19 protein-coding genes are annotated in these 17,544 nt (G+C 48.3%); 13 read left to right on the top strand and 6 right to left on the bottom strand.

Features of this window, described 5'->3' with window-relative positions; all coding sequences use genetic code 11:
- Positions 1–25 precede the first annotated feature (25 nt).
- The 8 genes from ric to mug all read left to right on the top strand — a co-directional run bounded on the left by ric (position 26) and on the right by mug (position 5,894).
- On the top strand, positions 26–985 hold the full coding sequence (gene ric, locus Q1A23_RS12435) for an iron-sulfur cluster repair di-iron protein (protein WP_299823817.1): 960 nt from the start codon (positions 26–28) through the stop codon (positions 983–985).
- 150 nt (positions 986–1,135) lie between these two features.
- Complete coding sequence (locus Q1A23_RS12430; RefSeq protein WP_299823815.1) at positions 1,136–1,630, top strand: hemerythrin domain-containing protein; 495 nt, start codon at positions 1,136–1,138, stop codon at positions 1,628–1,630.
- 2 nt (positions 1,631–1,632) lie between these two features.
- The gene (locus Q1A23_RS12425; RefSeq protein ID WP_299823813.1) at positions 1,633–2,457 is read left to right on the top strand and encodes a DUF2249 domain-containing protein; all 825 of its coding nucleotides are present in this window, start codon (positions 1,633–1,635) and stop codon (positions 2,455–2,457) included.
- Positions 2,454–3,761, top strand: a complete 1,308-nt coding sequence (locus Q1A23_RS12420) for a hypothetical protein (protein ID WP_299823811.1) — start codon at positions 2,454–2,456, stop codon at positions 3,759–3,761. Before Q1A23_RS12425 ends, Q1A23_RS12420 begins: the two co-directional genes overlap by 4 nt.
- Positions 3,742–4,065 (top strand): metal-sulfur cluster assembly factor, encoded by a 324-nt coding sequence (locus Q1A23_RS12415; RefSeq protein ID WP_299823810.1) that lies wholly within the window; start codon positions 3,742–3,744, stop codon positions 4,063–4,065. Before Q1A23_RS12420 ends, Q1A23_RS12415 begins: the two co-directional genes overlap by 20 nt.
- 36 nt (positions 4,066–4,101) lie before the next feature.
- Positions 4,102–4,560: an Rrf2 family transcriptional regulator gene (locus Q1A23_RS12410; protein WP_299823808.1), complete on the top strand. Its 459-nt coding sequence runs from the start codon at positions 4,102–4,104 to the stop codon at positions 4,558–4,560.
- Between the two features lie 156 nt (positions 4,561–4,716).
- On the top strand, positions 4,717–5,256 hold the full coding sequence (locus Q1A23_RS12405; protein WP_363322050.1) for a cation diffusion facilitator family transporter: 540 nt from the start codon (positions 4,717–4,719) through the stop codon (positions 5,254–5,256).
- A 74-nt stretch (positions 5,257–5,330) separates the two neighbouring features.
- Positions 5,331–5,894, top strand: coding sequence for a G/U mismatch-specific DNA glycosylase (gene mug / locus Q1A23_RS12400; RefSeq protein WP_299823807.1), 564 nt, complete (start codon positions 5,331–5,333; stop codon positions 5,892–5,894).
- Positions 5,895–6,179: 285 nt separating this feature from the next.
- Here mug and Q1A23_RS12395 read toward each other — a convergent pair whose 3' ends face one another.
- Positions 6,180–7,727, bottom strand: a complete 1,548-nt coding sequence (locus Q1A23_RS12395) for an amidohydrolase family protein (RefSeq protein WP_299823806.1) — start codon at positions 7,725–7,727, stop codon at positions 6,180–6,182.
- A gap of 636 nt (positions 7,728–8,363) precedes the next feature.
- Here Q1A23_RS12395 and Q1A23_RS12390 point away from each other — a divergent pair.
- Genes Q1A23_RS12390 through Q1A23_RS12380 form a run of 3 tightly spaced genes read left to right on the top strand, consistent with a single transcriptional unit; the run spans position 8,364 to position 11,299 of the window.
- Positions 8,364–9,464, top strand: coding sequence for a cytochrome c peroxidase (locus Q1A23_RS12390; RefSeq protein WP_299823805.1), 1,101 nt, complete (start codon positions 8,364–8,366; stop codon positions 9,462–9,464).
- A 5-nt stretch (positions 9,465–9,469) separates the two neighbouring features.
- The gene (locus Q1A23_RS12385; RefSeq protein ID WP_299823803.1) at positions 9,470–10,204 is read left to right on the top strand and encodes an MbnP family protein; all 735 of its coding nucleotides are present in this window, start codon (positions 9,470–9,472) and stop codon (positions 10,202–10,204) included.
- Between the two features lie 18 nt (positions 10,205–10,222).
- The gene (locus Q1A23_RS12380) at positions 10,223–11,299 is read left to right on the top strand and encodes a cytochrome c peroxidase (protein WP_299823801.1); all 1,077 of its coding nucleotides are present in this window, start codon (positions 10,223–10,225) and stop codon (positions 11,297–11,299) included.
- Positions 11,300–11,395: 96 nt separating this feature from the next.
- Here Q1A23_RS12380 and pncA read toward each other — a convergent pair whose 3' ends face one another.
- The 5 genes from pncA to Q1A23_RS12355 all read right to left on the bottom strand — a co-directional run bounded on the left by pncA (position 11,396) and on the right by Q1A23_RS12355 (position 15,012).
- A complete protein-coding gene (pncA, locus tag Q1A23_RS12375; RefSeq protein ID WP_299823800.1) occupies positions 11,396–12,004 on the bottom strand; it encodes a bifunctional nicotinamidase/pyrazinamidase in 609 nt (202 codons plus the stop codon).
- 47 nt (positions 12,005–12,051) lie between these two features.
- The gene (pncB, locus tag Q1A23_RS12370) at positions 12,052–13,236 is read right to left on the bottom strand and encodes a nicotinate phosphoribosyltransferase (protein ID WP_299823798.1); all 1,185 of its coding nucleotides are present in this window, start codon (positions 13,234–13,236) and stop codon (positions 12,052–12,054) included.
- Positions 13,237–13,385: 149 nt separating this feature from the next.
- Positions 13,386–14,186, bottom strand: coding sequence for a 3'(2'),5'-bisphosphate nucleotidase CysQ (gene cysQ / locus Q1A23_RS12365; RefSeq protein ID WP_299823797.1), 801 nt, complete (start codon positions 14,184–14,186; stop codon positions 13,386–13,388).
- 27 nt (positions 14,187–14,213) lie between these two features.
- A complete protein-coding gene (locus Q1A23_RS12360; protein ID WP_299823795.1) occupies positions 14,214–14,564 on the bottom strand; it encodes an adenylyl-sulfate kinase in 351 nt (116 codons plus the stop codon).
- A gap of 268 nt (positions 14,565–14,832) precedes the next feature.
- Positions 14,833–15,012, bottom strand: coding sequence for a hypothetical protein (locus tag Q1A23_RS12355; RefSeq protein WP_299823794.1), 180 nt, complete (start codon positions 15,010–15,012; stop codon positions 14,833–14,835).
- 184 nt (positions 15,013–15,196) lie between these two features.
- Here Q1A23_RS12355 and Q1A23_RS12350 point away from each other — a divergent pair, with 184 nt between their 5' ends.
- Together Q1A23_RS12350 and Q1A23_RS12345 are read left to right on the top strand one after the other, a co-directional pair.
- On the top strand, positions 15,197–16,279 hold the full coding sequence (locus tag Q1A23_RS12350) for an efflux RND transporter periplasmic adaptor subunit (protein WP_299823792.1): 1,083 nt from the start codon (positions 15,197–15,199) through the stop codon (positions 16,277–16,279).
- The gene (locus Q1A23_RS12345) at positions 16,276–17,535 is read left to right on the top strand and encodes an FtsX-like permease family protein (protein WP_299823790.1); all 1,260 of its coding nucleotides are present in this window, start codon (positions 16,276–16,278) and stop codon (positions 17,533–17,535) included. Before Q1A23_RS12350 ends, Q1A23_RS12345 begins: the two co-directional genes overlap by 4 nt.
- Positions 17,536–17,544: the final 9 nt, after the last annotated feature.

Here is a 17,544-nt window from a genome sequence, read left to right as displayed (position 1 = left end):
GTACAGACTTTTAATCTTTAACTACATGGAAACCACACAAGCAATCAAAACATTAGACGTAACGGTTTTAGAACCACGCATGAAGCACCCCACCATTTTCGAATGGTTTGATAACCTGGAAGGGGGCGAAGCTTTTATCATACACAACGACCACGACCCCAAGCCCCTGTACTACCAGTTGCTGGGCGAGCGTGGCAATGTTTTTAAATGGGAGTACCTGGAGCAGGGCCCCGAAGTATGGGAAGTGAGAATAAGCAAACTTACCCCCGAAGAAGGCGAAACGGTAGGCGAATTGGTTGCCAAGGATTACCGCAAAGCGCAGGTGTTTAAAAAGTATGGCATCGACTTTTGCTGCGGCGGTAAAAAATCGGTAAAGCAGGTTTGTGCCGAGAAAGGCATCAGCCAGGACGAACTGGAAGCAGAACTTTTGGCAACCGACGAAGCCGAGCAGAACCGCCAGGTAGAGTATGATAAATGGGAGCCATCTTTTCTGGCAGATTATATCGTGAACATGCACCACAAGTATGTGCGGGAAGCCATTCCGGCGTTGTATGAGTATACTACAAAAATTGCCCGCGTGCACGGCGAACGGCATCCGGAGCTAATAGAAGTAGTAAAGCACTTCACTAACGTAGCCAACGAACTCGAGTCGCATATGCCAAAAGAGGAGCGCGTACTGTTCCCCTACATTAAGCAACTGGACGAGGCAAAGAAAAGCAATGTAAGGCTTGATAAGCCGGCATTCGGCTCTATTCAAAATCCGATCAACATGATGGAGATGGAGCACGAGCATGCAGGCAGCGAGCTGGAGAAAATCCGGGAGCTGACCAACAACTATACTTTGCCAGCGGATGCCTGTGCTACTTACACGGTTGCTTTCAAAAAACTGAAAGAGTTCGAAGATGATCTTTTCCGCCATATCCACCTGGAAAACAACATCCTGTTCCCGAAAGCGCTTGAGCTGGAAAAGGAAATATTGAATTAAAAGATTCTATTGCCCTCGCGGTGTCTTTATGGTCCGCGAATGTTTACGAAGCACAAAATTCGTGTGCCGGATGCTCGCAAGACCACCAGATGCTGCGAGGGCTACTAGATTACACCATAGCATTAAAAAGGGCATAAGCCCATCCAAGCCATGAAAAAAGCTACAATAAAACCACAGAAACGAGATCAAAGCTTAGTACCTCTCTCTCGGGAGCACCACTTCGGTTTACTGTTCTGCTGGAAAATCCGGCAAGGACTAAAAAACGGTACAGATCTTAGCTTGCTAGCCGATTACGTGCGGTACTTCTGGGATAATATCCTGAAGGAGCATTGCCAGGAAGAAGAGTGGCTGCTGAAAAGACTGCTGCCATCGGATAGTACCGCTCAAAGTAGACTGGATGAGGAACACAGCCTGTTGCACGACATAATCGAGCTGATTAGTGAGGGCAAGCAACTAAGTCCTGAACTGTTCCAGGCGCTTGAGAAAGACCTGGTGGAGCACATCAGGTGGGAGGAACGGGAGCTCTTTCCGTACCTGCAAGCCATCGTACGTGCCGATGAATTGGAGTTGGCAGGAAAATTACTGGAGCACAAACACGATGTGCGCAACGATAATTTCACACCTGAATTCTGGAAGGCAGCCTAGCCATGGAGATCGCAGCAAATACTAAAATATCGGTTATACTTAAAGCCAACCCAAGTGCCATCGAGGCAATCGCCTCCATCAACAAGCACTTTGAAAAGCTGCGAAACCCGCTGCTCCGCAAAATACTGGCCTCTCGGGTAACCATTGCCGATGCTGCCCGCATTGGCGGCTGCTCAGAAGCAGACTTTTACAAAAAGCTGGCGCCGCTTGGCTTTACACAAAAACAGGCAGACAGTACCTCCACCCCAAAACCGGTTAAAAGTACAGCCGAGAAGCCAACTTATTTAAAGCAACTGCCCCAGGAAAGTATACTTACGCTGGATGTGTGCGAGGACATTGCCACCGGCCACGATCCTTTTCTGAAGATAATGGAGGCGGTAGAGCAGGTTAAAAGCGGCAATGCGCTGCAGATCATAAATTCTTTCGAGCCAACTCCTCTTATCTCTATACTCCAGAAGAAAGGCTATGCTTCTTATGTAGAGGTGTTGCACCCTGAGTTGGTGCATACTTATTTCTGGCCGGACAACGCAAGTATAAAACCGCTTGCTGTTACCGCGCCAGTTACAAACGATTTTGATGTTATGGTGAGAGATTATGAGGGCAAACTTAAGTACCTGGACGTGCGCCACCTGGAAATGCCGCAACCGATGATAACGATCCTAAGCGAACTGGAAACGTTACCAGAGCATGAAGCCATCCATGTGACGCACAGAAAGGTGCCTCAGTTCCTGTTGCCCAAGCTGCAGGAGCGTGGCTGCGAGATAGCCATCAAAGAGATAGGACCCTCTGAAGTACACCTGCTTATCTATAAAACTGCCGCGCCATGAGCACCGCGTCTACTTCCAATTCTCCGGGTAAATGGGTAGTGCTGCCGCATTATGCCTTTGCAGCTGTTGCCTTTCTGGTACTAAGCATTTTATTGCTTTTTTCCACCGATGCCTTTAGCGGCCATTACTTTCACCCGAAGCTCTTAACACTAACGCACGTGGCGGTGCTGGGCTGGGCAACCATGATCATTTTTGGAGCATTATACCAACTGCTGCCCGTAGTGCTGGACTGCAAACTATACAGCGAAAAGCTTGCAGTTTATACGTTTATTTTGCTGGGTACAGGCACTATACTGCTGGCATACTCTTTCTGGTACTTCCAACTGGGCTGGTCGATGCATGCCGCAGCCTGTGCTTTGGTTATCTCTTTTGTATTGTTCAACATCAACGTGATTCAAACGGCACGCAAGGCACCCAAATGGACGATAGAAGCTGATTTTATCGTTACCTCTGCTATCTGGCTTTTGGTAACGGGCATAGTTGGTTTGCTGATGGCGGTCAATTTTACCCTCCCGTTCCTGCCCCTGGACCATGTGCATTACCTCAAACTGCACGCGCACATAGGTATGGCCGGTTGGTTTTTGCTGTTGATTATTGGCGTGGGGGCAAAGCTGATCCCGATGTTTTTGCTGGCGCACCCCGAAGATACCCGAAAACTTAGCTGGGCCTACAACCTGATAAATGCGGGGCTGGTGTTATTTATACTTGATCATATGGTGCTGCATACAAAGCTATTGCCGCTCTATGGTGGCCTGGTGGTAGTGGGTGTGTTGCTGTTTTTGTTGTACCTGCGCGATGCAAAAAACACGATGCAGCGGAAAGACATAGACCTGGGCATGCAGCAAACGTTTGTTGCCCTGGTGCTGCTGCTGTTACCGCTGGCGCTGCTATTCGTGGTAAGCACCGACCTCGGTCTGCCGCAGCGGTTGTTGTCTTCTATCTACCTGGTGTATGGCATCTCCGTTTTCCTGGGGTTTGTATCGGCACTTATACTTGGGCAAACCTTTAAAACGCTGCCCTTTATAGTATGGATGCATGCCTACGAAAACCATGTGGGCCGCTATAAAACACCGCTGCCAAAGGATATGTACAGCCACAAGCTGCTACGCTGGCAGAATATCTTTTACCTGGTTGGGTTTGTGGTATTCGTTGCTGGCGTGTTGCTCAGGGAGCAGCAGGTTATACTGGCCGGAGCCATCTCCTTTTCCATTACAGCCATACTTTACACAGCCAATGTGTTTCAGATGCTATTGCACAAAGCACACAATTTAAAACCATTAACTTATGGAAAAGCAAACGCCTGATACCGAAATAGGGCCAGAGGTATTCGAAACGCTGAAGTATATCATAGATCCTGAAATCGGAATCAACATAGTAGACTTAGGCCTTGTTTATACCGTAAGCCTTGAAGGAGACAACCTGCATGTGCAACTTACGCTAACAACGCCGGGTTGCCCCATGAGCGGCACCATTGTGATGGCTACCGAACAGATTCTGCTCAAGCGCTTTCCTGACTTAAACGCAAAAGTAGAGTTGGTCTGGACCCCGATGTGGACCACCGATATGATAAGTGAGGAGGGAATGCAGCAATTAAACAGCATGTCTTAACTTTGCGGCTGCGTTTTTGTTTATGAGTTTTAGCGTATGTTATCCAAAACAACCGAGTATGCCCTGCGGGCCATTGTTTATATCGCTCTTCATAACGAGGGAGGGCATAAAGTAGGTATAAAAGAGGTGGCCAACGAACTGGACCTGCCGCAGCCATTCACCGGTAAAATATTGCAGGACCTGGTGCGCAAAGGTGTCATTGCTTCATCTAAAGGGCCAGGCGGAGGCTTTTACCTGCACAGGCCAGCCTCAGACCTTACCATACTGGAAGTCGTACGCCATATTGATGGACTGGAGGCTTTTACGAGATGTGGCATGGGTATGAAAAAATGCTCTGATCTGCACCCTTGCCCACTACACAACGATATCAAAGCCTATCGCGATAACCTGCTGAAAGTGTTCAGTTCTAAAACGATACAAGATCTTATTGACAGCATTAAAACTGGCCATTATTTTATAACCAACATCGAAAAAGAACAAGCTGACCACTTATAGCCTCTATCCATTTTTAAAACAAATACACCTGTCTGAGAATCTGACAAAGGGCAAACTCAGCGCTATGGAGCCCTTTGCCCCCGCCCGAAAAGAAAGTACAGGCGGGCTTTTTGTCTTTTTATACTTTGCCGGAAACTAGTTTACGCTCTAGTCATTATGGTTCAGGCTATACTTGGTGTGGCTGTAAACGGAGCCGCTTTTTTCAGGCTGCGTGGCGGGCATAATCTGAACCAACGGGCCGTGTCGCTGCACATGCTCGAAGACCTGCTGGGCTGGGTAGCGGTGCTGGTGGTAAGTGTTGTGCTGATGTTTTTCCCGCTGCCATGGCTCGATCCGCTTCTTTCTATTGGTATCTCGCTGTTTATGCTGTTCAATGCCTTTAAAACTGCATGGGCCTCCGTTAAAGTGCTGTTACAGGAAAACCCGCTGGCGCCAAAGCTGGATAGCCTGAAGGAGCAAATACTGGCATCAGGGTTGGTGCAGGAGGTGCATCAGTTGCGGGTGTGGTCTTTAGATGGGGAGCACCATGTATTAACTGCACACGTGGTTACAAACAAACTAGACTCTCCTGAAATGGCAGCCTTACTCAAGCAAAAGGTAAGAACATCTCTTAAAGCATTTGGGATTACAGAGGTTACGCTGGAACTGGAGCATCAGCAGGAGAAGTGTAAGTATAAACAGGCGGCCTTAGCCTAAATTATTGTCTCAACAGTAGCGTATAATTAGCCAATCTTATAACTGTAATGGCTGGCAGCTAGTAAAAGAGAGTTATGCAAACTCTTAAACGACCCACCAAAGAAGATCTGGCTGCAGTAAACGGAAGAACCGTACCTGATGTAATTGCTCCGAATCTGAAAGTGCTTTTCTGCGGCATTAACCCTGGCCTTTACACAGCTTTTGCCGGGCACAACTTTGCCCGCCCCGGCAACCGCTTCTGGCCTGCCTTGCACGCTGCTGGCTTTACGCCCCGCCTTTACAAACCCGAAGAAGACCGGCAACTGCTGGAACTGGGATATGGCATTACCAACATTGTGGAAAGGGCAACAGCCAATGCAGCAGAACTATCGGCGGTAGAACTGATAGAAGGTGGTATAACCCTGGTAGAGAAAGTGATTGAGTATAAGCCCCAGGTGCTGGCACTACTTGGAATCTCTGCTTACCGGGTAGCCTTTGGCAAAGCTTCGGCGGCTGTTGGTTTGCAGGAGCAAGCCATAGGAGATACCAGGTTATGGGTGCTGCCCAACCCAAGCGGCCTGAACGCACACTTCCCTCCGAAGAAGCTGCACAAAGTATACCAGGAACTCAGGATATATGTAGACGGGACCACAGATTAATAGGGATTGAATGGATTACTGATTGTTTGTCTGTAGCATCATTATCCAACCAACCCTGCCCCTCCTTGTCTAAGGAGGGGAATTCTGACACTACCTTAGTACAAGTATAAGCATCGTAGCTTGTGCTTAACCTCCCTTCCACCAAGATCCTTGACAGGATGACAAAGGAGAAACATAAGCTCTAGGCATGGCAGTTGAAACAGTAGGTAAAAACTCCCCGCCTTAGACAAGGAGGGGCAGGGGTGGTTGGAACCGGTGCTGTAAATCAACAGTCAAAATCAAAGCTTACCGCTTCTTCAGCATTTCCCCATACCTGTTTTTGTTGTACCTCTCGCCCTCTTTTACTACCTGCCCATTCACAAGTATAAACTGGAAACCTGTCGATAGCTGCATTGGCTTATCAAACGTGGCATGCTCTTTTACAGCCTTTGGATCAAACACTAAGATGTCAGCTTTATAACCTTCCCTAATGAAGCCGCGCTTGGCAACACCAATGGTTTCCGCGGAAAGGCCTGTCATTTTGCGTACGGCTTCCTGCAGCGTGAGCAGTTTTTTGTCTACTACATACGTTTCGATGATTTTGGCAAATGAGCCGAAGCTGCGGGGGTGGCTCATGGTAGGGCTGCCGTCGGTGCAGATCATCACATGCGGGTCTTTCAGGAATTCCTCCTGCAGGCTTTCGTTCATGATAAAGTATGCGCCCTCTGCTCCGTAAGGGTTGATATTGTCTATCAGTACGTCTTCAAACGGCTTATTCAGTTCTTTGGATAGCTGCGCCAGGTTTTTGCCTTTATACTTTCCGGAACCGATAAGCGTAGCCTCGGGGCCATTGCGCAGGTTTACACGGTTGCGCAGGTAAGTGGCCAGTTCGTTGCGGCGTGTACGCACCACCTGGCTGTAGTCATAAGGTTGCTTGGCCCACTCCGGGAAAAGTATACCAATGGTTGTGTAGCTGGCGGTGTACGGGTAAAAATCTGCTGTTACCTTGGTGCCGCTGGTTCTGGCGCTGTCTAGGAGTTGCAGTATTTCGTGGGCGCGCGCTTTGTTTTTGCCATATACCACTTTTATATGCGATACATGCACCGGGCAGTATTTCCCCTGCACCAGCAGTTCTTTTATCGATGCCTCCACAAACTGGTCATCCTCGTTACGCATGTGGCTCATAATCATACCACCTTTTTCGCCTACTACTTTCGCCAGTCTGTTCAGTTCTTCGCTTTGGGCATAATAGCCGGGGTTATACTCCAGGCCGGTGGTCATGCCGTAGCAGCCAGCATCCATCGCATTGGCCAATAGCTTTTCCATATTCGCCATGTGGTTTTCTGAGGGAACAGAATCATACTTTGCGCCTGACATCATCCGTAGCGTATTGTGGCCGGCAAACATACCCACGTTCACAGCTGGTTTCACCAGTTCCACAGAGTCCATCCATACTTTCATGTCTTCAAAGTATGGGCTTGTGCCATCCTGCCCCAAGAAAATGGTGGTAACTCCCATTGCCAGGAAATTACGGAACTCCGGTGTTTTCATGGGGTTACCGTGTGCGTGCGTGTCTATAAAGCCCGGCGTAACGGCCATGCCATTGGCATTTATAGTTCTTTTAACCTTGTAGCTGGCAGTTGTGTCTTTATCGATTTTGGCAATAGAGTCGCCGCTGATGAGCAGGCTGGCAAAGTATGGCTCTCCGCCGGTGCCATCCACGATCAGGGCTTTTTGTACCAGCAGGTCGTACTCATTCTGGTCGGCTTGTTCCTGTGTGTTCTGGCAGGAGAAGAGGGCGCTTGCCAGTAGTGCCAATGCAGCTATACTTTTTACTTTTCTGAGGCTTGTCATGCTTAAAGTTAAGGTATTTTAGTTAAAAGTATGATACTGCCCAAGGTCAGTTAGGTTGTCCATCATTGTCATGATTTGGTTTGTTCTGATTCGGCACCTCTATGAAAAATATTTATAAGGAGTGGCTAACACAGCTAATTAGTTTCCTGAAAGTATAGCTTAACTTTTCGCGGCTTTTTTCATGTCGCATACCGTGCCTACGATTACTTCCAACCAGGTACCGGGTTTACCAGGGGTAGCAGCAGCGGCGTGTATTACAGCCAGAAACAGCAAGGCCAGCTATTTATACCAAGAGGGGGCGGGGGAGGTGTGGTGCCAGCGGGTTCAGGTAAAAAACTAATAAAGTGGCATGCTTTGCCGGCGCTGTGATATAATGCTATAGTGGTTACAATTGGCTGTGCTTTTAGCCTGCGGTAGAAAGCTGTAAGTCTTCGGGTGGATGTAGGTGAATTTGTTTTGATGCAGCAAAAAGTATAACCGGCAAGTATAAAATCGAAACATAGTTATACATGTATAAGTATAGCTAATTGCCTTTTGTACCTGCTAATCTGCTGCTAAATGTTTTATCAAGGGTCATGTTTCTATACATGGAATCGTTAGATTTACGTTACCCCATTAACAGAAGGCTCTATTCGTATGACTTTGCAACGTTACCTGTTACTGATTGCCTGCGCTACCGGTGTACTGGCCTGCTCTCCCGACGAAGAAACTACACCTACGGTAGCGGCAGAGGAGCCGACACCCTACTCGTTTTCTATTCCGAATACTTTTCCGCAGAGTTTTCAGGTGCCTGCCGATAACCCTACCACAGTAGAAGGTGTGGAGCTGGGCAGGTTCCTGTTTTATGAGAAAAAGCTGTCAGGAAACAACACCATGTCGTGTGGCAGCTGCCACCAGCAGGATAAAGCTTTTACCGATGGCAAAGCGCTGGCTGTAGGCATACAGGGTAAAGACCACCGCCGCAGCGCCATGTCGCTGGCCAACCTGCTGTGGGTAAGCCAACTAAACTGGGATGGAAGCGCCACCAGCTTAGAAGAGCAGGCACGTGTACCGATAGAGAATGAGGTGGAACTGCACCAGAGCCTGGCCGGCGCGGTACAAAAGCTGCAGGTTGCCGAGCTGTATCCGCCGCTCTTTAAAAAAGCCTTTGGCTCCGAAACCGTTACAGAAGAAAACCTGCTGAAGGCGCTGGCCCAGTTTCAACGAACCCTTATTTCCGGCAACTCGCGCTACGACCGTTACCTGCAAAAAAAAGAAGAACTTACGCCTGACGAACTGGAGGGCATGAAGCTGTTCCTGACGCACCCGGAACCAGGCCAGGGCCTGCGAGGTGCTAATTGTGGCGACTGCCACGGAGGTACGCTGCTGTCTTTGCAGACTTTCCACAACAACGGCCTTGATGTGGAATTGAAAGACAATGGCATGGGCGACATAACCGGCAACCCACGCCATAATGGGTTGTTCAGGGCTCCATCAATGCGCAACATTGCCCTTACGGCACCCTACATGCACGATGGCCGCTTTAAAACCCTGGAAGAGGTGCTGGACCATTACAACGATCACATGCAGTACGGCAGCCCCAACATCTCGCCGCTTATTGTAGAGGCATCCAACGAGGTAGGTGGCAAAACACTTCAAATCACAGAAGAAGAAAAACGAAAGATCATCGCCTTTTTACACACCCTCACCGATACTACTTTCATAAAAGACAAACGCTTTTCAGATCCCTTTAAATAATACCTATGAAACGTATTGCACTACACTTTTTGATTTGCACCCTTGCTGTTTTCCTGCTTTCAGGGTGCTCTAACAGCGACGAATACACCGCCGGTAATGTAACCGTGGAGGTGCAGAACATGGTGGGATCAGAAGCCTTGCAACTTGAAACTAAAACCTATACTAGCCCGGCAGGAGATACCTACTCGGTTAGTAACTTTAAGTACTACATCAGCAATGTAAAACTGATCAGCCAGGATGGGCAACGCGTTTTTATAGAACCAGACAGTTACCACCTGATTGCACAGGGCGGCAAAACTGCTTTTGAGCTGAAGGATGTTCCGGCAGGCGTGTATACCAGCCTTGAAATGGCCATTGGCATAGACCAGGCACGCAACCATTCCACGGACCAGTACGGTGATTTAGACCCAAGCAACGAAATGGCCTGGGATTGGGATACAGGCTATAAATTTTTAACCTTGGTTGGGGCTTATTCTGGAAATACTAAAACCGGGAACCTGGTGTTCCATGTGGGTGGAGACGCCAATTATAAAACAGTTACGATGAATCTGCCGCAAGCCGTGGACATCCGCGCTAAACCAAAGTATAACCTAACGCTTCAGGCAGATGTAAATGAGTTATTCGGAGGGCCAAACCTGATAGACTTTGACGTGATGAACACCGGTGGGCATGGTGCCGGACCAAGTGTGCTAGCTGAAAATTACAGCAACGGTTTTCTGAAGGTTACCGAAGTAAAATAGCCCCGGCTTTAAAAAAGTATGCGCATAACCCAAAAGTATACTTTGCTGGCATATGCTGGTTTGCTACTACTGGCAGGCTGCGATAAATCAGGGCAGGATGTAGCGGCTCCTGCTGCAGAGAAGTATGTCTTTTCGATTCCGGCCAACCTTGCTGCAAGCGTACCAACTCCCGAAAGAAACCCAACTACTAAAGAAGGCATATTGCTCGGGCGTATGCTGTTCTACGATCCTGTGCTTTCCAAAAACGGTAACGTATCCTGCGCCACCTGCCACCAGCCAGACAAGGCTTTTACAGATGGAAAGGCACTTAGTACGGCCGGTGTATCGGGGAAACCTTTGCTGCGGCATGTGCCCACATTAGCGAATGTAGCCTGGATGCAGGGCCTGTTTTGGGATGACGGTGCCAAAGACCTGGAATCGCTGAGTTTTGGGCCCTTAACACACCCCGACGAAATGGGGCAGAACCTGAAGGAACTGGCGCGTAAACTACAGCAGCACGCAAAATACCCGGCTATGTTCCGAAAAGCCTTTGGTACTGATTCAATTACCTCAGCAGCTATTGGGCGTGCATTGGCACAGTTTCAGCGCACGTTAATTTCTGGTAACTCCCGCTACGATAAATATATACGCAACGAGGCAGGAAGTTCGCTTACGGCGCTGGAGTTAAATGGACTCGTGTTGTTTAAAGAACATTGCAGCAGCTGCCATACTTCCGATTTTTTTACAGATAACCAATACCACAACAATGGCCTGGATGCGGCTTACTCTGATGCGAACGAGGCAATGGAGTATGGCAGAGGCCGCATCACACACGCACCAGAAGACATTGGGAAGTATAAAACGCCAACCCTGCGCAACATTGCCCTTACAGCACCCTACATGCACGACGGCAGGTTTACAACCCTGGAACAAGTGCTGGAGCATTATGCTTCTGGCGTAATAGCATCGGCTACGTTAGCCCCGGAACTGCAAAAGCAGGAGAGGTTGGGAATCCCTTTAACTCAAGCAGAGAAAGAAAGCATCATCCAGTTTTTGGGTACCCTGACAGATGAGGAGTTTGTAAAGAACCCGGAGCTGCAGCCGGTAAGGGAATAGCGTTTTCTGCCAATTCAACAGCCGTGAGAAATCTGACATATGGCAGGAACTCGAAATACCTCAGCTTACTCACAATGTTCGAAATGACATGGTGTTTTATAGTAAACTGCTGCTCTCAACTATACTTCCACCAAGGCTTAATAAGTCAGCTTTTGCTTTCTCGAAGCCAGCCGGATCAATGGGGCGTGTGGCATCCGCTATAATGGTGGCTTTGAAACCTTCTTGCAGCGCATCTTTTGCAGTAAAGTATACGCAATAGTCGGCGGCTAAACCTGCCAGGTATACTTCTGTTACTCCTTTGCCGCGCAGGTAATCGGCCAGGGCAGTAGATTTTAAGTGTCCGTTGTCGTAAAAACCGCTGTAGCTGTCTATCTCCGGGTTCATGCCTTTCCGGAAAATGGCCTCTACTTTTTGCATGTTCAGGTCTGGGCAAAACGCAGCACCTTCTGTTCCTTGCACGCAATGGTCTGGCCACAGCACCTGCTCCAGGCCATGTAGTAGTGTAAGGTCAAATGGCTTTTTGTTTGTGTGGTTAGAGGCAAAGCTTTTATGGTTGGCCGGGTGCCAATCCTGGGTAGCTGTTACCAGGTCAAATTTCTCCTGCAGTTGGTTTGCTATAGGTATGATCCGGTCTCCCTGGGGTACTGCCAATGCTCCGCCAGGTATAAAATCGTTTTGGATATCTATTAGCAAAAGTGCTTTCATGGTATCTGCTTTATTAAGTATAAATTTGGCTAAAGCGCTAGTTAGCCTTACTCGATGGTCAGTATCGTTTTGGCCAAACGTATCACTTCTTCATCTCCGGTATGCTTACCCGGTTCGTCGGATAGTTTTACTACAGGCATCCACTCTAAATCCTCGGGTTGCGTTTCAGTCATTTTTATGACCATGTTCATCGGCTCCAGGTCCACATCGTTGGTAAAGTTAGTGCCGATACCGAATGAGATGCCGATTTTGCCTTTGCAGAACGCCACGATGCGTGCTACTTTATCATAATTAAGCGCATCAGAGAACACGATGGTTTTAGAGCGTGGGTCGATGCCCATACGTTCATAATGGTTGATTATTTTTTTCGCAAACGCAATCGGGTCGCCGCTGTCGTGCCTTACACCGTCAAAAAGCTTACTGAACATCTTATCAAACTGGTTCAGGAAAACGTTGGTGGTGTAGGTATCGGAGAGGGCAATGCCAAGGTCGCCGCGGTATACCTGCACCCAATGTTGCAGCCCGAGCGTGTTAGCCATTTTAAAGCCATAGCGCGCCGCATGAAACATAAACCACTCGTGTGCGTGCGTGCCAATTGGTTTCACGTTATTTATCCGCGCCAGGTGCACGTTGCTGGTACCTACAAAACTGCCGTCGCCATGCTTTTTCAGCGTTTCTACAATTAACTTGTGCACGTGGTAAGAGTGGCGGCGGCGGGTGCCAAACTCTGCAATTATCACCCCAAGCGCTTTATACTTTTCAATCTTTTCACGGCCAACGCGAATTACGCTGTCATCGGCAGCGCGCTGGAGTTTACTGAGCGGATAGTACAACTCCGAAACAAGCGCCATCAGGGGCACTTCCCAAAGTATGGTCCGGTACCAGTAGCCATCAATGGTCAGGTGCAGTTGGTCGCCTTCCTGGCTAATTGTTACCTCGCTTGGGTCGTAGCAGTAGCCTTGCAAAAAATCGAGATAAGTAGGGTCCAGGTAGGGGCAGGTAACGGCCAGGTACTCTTTTTCTTCTTTTGTAAGGCGCAGCCCTTCCATGGCATCTACCGCTTTGCGCAAAGCCTCTGCAAAACCATCCGGAAAAGAATGCTTGCCTCTGTTTATAAATTTGTAACGTGCCTTAGTGCGCGGGAAAAGCTTAACCACGGCGTGCTGCATCGTAAACTTGTAAAAATCATTGTCCAGGATAGAGGGTAACTTCGGAATCTGATCTGTAGGCATGGCCATCTGTTCTTGTTTCGGTGTATACTTTTGTGGGTTGCCCTTGTGGCAGGTGATCCAGGGCTTTACTTTTTAGATTTAGAAACTGTTCAGGGCAAGGTATAAATTATACTTCAAAAATACCTCCTGGCTTTGCAGGAGTGCATCCCTCAGAGAGCGATAAAAGAAGGATTGAGCAGGTCTGGTTTATTGTACACCAGTTCCGATTGCAGGTTGGTGGTGTAAATATTTCTGCCGAGTGCACGAAGTATAGCATGTGCAGCAGCGGTGTCCCACTCCATGGTTGGGGCGTATCGGGGGTAGATGTCCGCCTTATTCTCAGCGAGTAGCATAAATTTGAGGGAGCTGCCCATGGCCGTGAACTGTACTTTATTAAATTGCGCTGTAAACTTAAGTGTTTCCGGTGTGAGGTGCGACCTGGAGGCAATTACAGTTACCTCAGGCTGAAGTAAAAGCTTTTCCATGGTTAGTTCCTGTGCCAGCGGTTGCAGCGGCGTCACTTCTTTTTTTTCTGATTTGTAGACATTCGCACCGGTGCCGCCAAAGTATAGACTATCAGAAACCGGAGCGTAAATAACGCCTGCTACGGGCGTGTTTTTCTGCATCAGCGCAATGTTTACCGTAAACTCGCCGTTCCGCTTCAGAAACTCTTTTGTACCGTCCAGGGGGTCTACGAGCCAATACCATCCCCAGTCTTTGCGCAAAGTATAATCAGCCTGTAAACCCTCTTCCGATAGTATGGGCAATTTGGTGCGCTGCAGGTGGTTTGTGATAACCTGGTGCGCCGCTTTGTCTGCCGCTGTAAGCGGAGAATTGTCAGTTTTTAGCGTTTGAGAGAAATCACCGGAAAGGTATACTTTCATGATGGCCTTGCCTGCATCTAAAGCAGCGGCGCTGGCTATTTCTAAAAGTTGCCCTATTGCAACTGGAGGCGGTGGGTTATGCTGCATGTGTTATTCTGTAACGGTTCTGTATTATTAAGAAACAATGGCTGCTGTTTTGGGCTTTGCATGCACCTGCAGCAGCGGCGCCACATAACGCACCGGCTTGTGCAACAATTCGTCTATACTTTCCAGGTTTGTTTTTACTTTTATGTGGGGGTGGAACGGTGGCTCGTACGATGCGCTGATGCCAGTAAAATGAGCAATGGTGCCTGCTCTGGCTTTTAAGTATAAGCCTTTTATGTCGTGTGCCTCGCAAACATGCAAGGGGCAGTTTACGAAATCCTCTGTAAACTTATCTTCCCCGATCATGGTTTTTACCAGCCGCGGCACTTGCTGCATCTGCTCCGGGCTTATTTTGGACTTAAAAGGATAGGTGTTGTCCATGGCTTATACTTTTGATGCTATATGTTTACCCTGATTACTGCTGTTGAGTTGTGGTGGTGTAACGGAGGAGCATTTTTATGGCCTAAGCACAGCGATAGCGCAATCATCTCTTCGAGTTCTTGCTCATAAATATCAATGGCAGCGCTTTACTCCACCTCCTATAGTGGGCAATGGTTTGCAGGCCAAGGCACATCTGGCTTTACAATAATATTATTTTCCGGTTGTTTTATAAGGTTGAGCAGCGTGTGGTGGCGTGCCCGAATGTGGCCTAAAAGTATCCAGGTAGAAAGATGAAGGCGACCCAGTTAACACCCGCTTTGTGGTAGCTAAACTCGCGCAGCAGGATTATTTTTGGTGCAAAGCCGCCTTTCAGTAGCTCTGCCAGCTGTTCTCTTACAAGCGTTTCTACAGGTTGCCCTACACTTTGCTGTGCAGCAGTTCTATCCAAAATCTTGGTGCTGTTCGTATGTGATGTTTGTAAAACGGCAACAGCCTGCAGTCGGTTAATGCAGGTGCGCTACTTTATCATTATTTACCCAATTGATGTCGTTGAGGTATAAACCAGCAGTTGCTTTCTGCCTTAATTTGAATATTCCGCAGGCATCCGCTAAAACCTATACATTGCAGACCACATGAAGCCACTTGCTCTTTTTACCTTACTCGTGCTTATACTTGCCGCTTGTGGTGGCAAGCAGGAAAAAGTGCAGCCAACGGTAGAGGATATCACGGAGTCAGTATATGCCTCGGGAGTTGTGAAAAGCAGAAACCAATACCAGGTATTCGCAACAGTAAGTGGCGTAATACAGCAGTTGTTTGTTACAGAAGGAGATGTGGTGAAGAAGGGTGACCCGCTGGTGAAACTGGAAAACGAAGCTGCCCGCCTTAATACCGAAAATGCCCGGATTGCTGCTGCATACAACCGTGTAAGCGCCAATGCCCAAAAACTGAAAGAAGCACAGGAGGCCATTGATCTGGCCCGAAGCAAAAAGCAAAACGACTCGCTGCTGCTGGTGAGGCAGCGCAACCTGTGGGCAAACCAGATCGGAACAAAAGTAGAACTGGAGCAACGCGAACTGAATTACAAAAACGCCCTTACAGCCTACAGATCCGCTGTACTTCGGTACAACGACTTAAAAAAACAGCTTGATTTTGCTGCCCGGCAATCGCAGAAGAATCTGCAGATAAGCGAAACAATGGCGGAAGACTATACTATTAGAAGCGAAACTGATGGCAAAGTATACAGCGTGCTAAAAGAGCAGGGGGAGCTGGTGAGTCCGCAGGTGCCGCTGGCTGTGGTAGGCGATGCTAAAGAATTTATACTTGAACTGCAGGTAGATGAGTATGACATTGCCCGTGTAAAGCTGGGGCAGCAAGTGTTGCTGAACCTGGATAGCTACAAAGGCCAGGTGTTTGAGGGGAAAGTATACAAGATAAACCCTGCCATGAACGAAAGAACCCGCTCGTTTACCGTGGAGGCCAGTTTTGTGACCGCGCCGCCTGCCTTGTACCCAAACTTAACCACCGAGGCAAACATTATTATACAGACTAAAAAAAATGCCCTTACCATACCACGCGAGTACCTGGTGGATGGCGGCTTTGTGCTAACGGAGAACAAAGATAAAGTACCGGTTAAAACGGGCATGAAGGATTATCAGAAAGTAGAGATAGTGGACGGCATCTCGAAAGATGATGTGTTACTCAAACCAGCCAGATGAACAGCAAACTTATCTTCAGCATAGCGAAGTCGTTGCTGTTGGCCCGGTGGCGGCAAACCCTGGTGGCGGCCGTTGGTGTTACGTTCAGCATTGCCATGTTTATCACCTTGCTGGGGTTTATGAATGGCTTAAACGATTTGCTTGATGGCCTTATACTTAACCGTACGCCGCATGTGCGCCTTTACAACGAGATAAAGCCAAGCGAAAACCAGCCTGTTAATGCCGCTGCAGCATACAAGCACTCCTATAATTTTATCAGGTCGGTTAAGGCAGGTGTTACCCGCCAGGAAATCTACAACAGCGGCCCCATTATGCAGGCTGTAAAAAACGACCCGCGCGTTTTTGGTGCTGCCCCAAAATTAACAATACAGGTGTTTTACACCGAAGGCACCATCGACATTACAGGTGTGATCAATGGGGTGGATGTAGAGGAAGAAATGCGGCTGTTCAACTTTCAGGATTATGTGACAGCCGGTGATGCGATAGATGTGCAGCAGGTGGCCAACAGCATTATACTTGGCAAAGGCCTGGCAGAGATTCTGGTAGCCGATATCGGGGATGTAGTGCAGGTAACTACCGCGCAGGGCGAGCGATTTCCGCTAAAGGTGGTAGGGTACTTTCAGTCGGGGGTGCAGGAGATAGATAAAGTGCAGAGCTATGCCTCTATTGCAACAACACAGAAGTTGCTGGGAAAGCCCAAAAGCTACATCACAGATATACAAATTAAGCTGCACAACCTGGAGGAAGCTCCTGCTGTGGCAGCGGCATATGCGCAGTTGTTCCAGGTAGACGCAGAGGATATACAGACGGCCAATGCCCAGTTTGAAACAGGAAGCAATGTACGTTCGCTTATTTCGTATGCCGTAGGTATAACGCTGCTCATTGTAGCCGGCTTCGGAATTTTCAACATTTTGAACATGATGATCTATGAAAAGATGGACTCCATCGCCATACTTAAAGCTACCGGTTTTTCGGGCAGCGATGTAAACAGGATCTTCCTGGTTATTGCCTTGAGCATTGGTTTCTTCGGGGGCATTGTAGGGTTGCTTTTTGGGTTCTTGTTTTCTGTCGTCATCGATAACATTCCGTTTAATACGGCCGCCTTGCCTACCATCAAAACATACCCTGTAAACTATAGTCCGGTGTTCTACTTTATCGGAGGATTTTTCTCGCTGATTACTACCTACTTTGCAGGTTTTTTTCCGGCTCGGAAAGCCAGCAGGATAGACCCCGTTGAGATTATCAGAGGAAAATAGAGCGCACAA

Source organism: uncultured Pontibacter sp. (assembly GCF_947492645.1).
In the GTDB taxonomy this organism is placed as follows: domain Bacteria; phylum Bacteroidota; class Bacteroidia; order Cytophagales; family Hymenobacteraceae; genus Pontibacter.
This window is presented reverse-complemented; position numbering and strand designations above follow the sequence as displayed.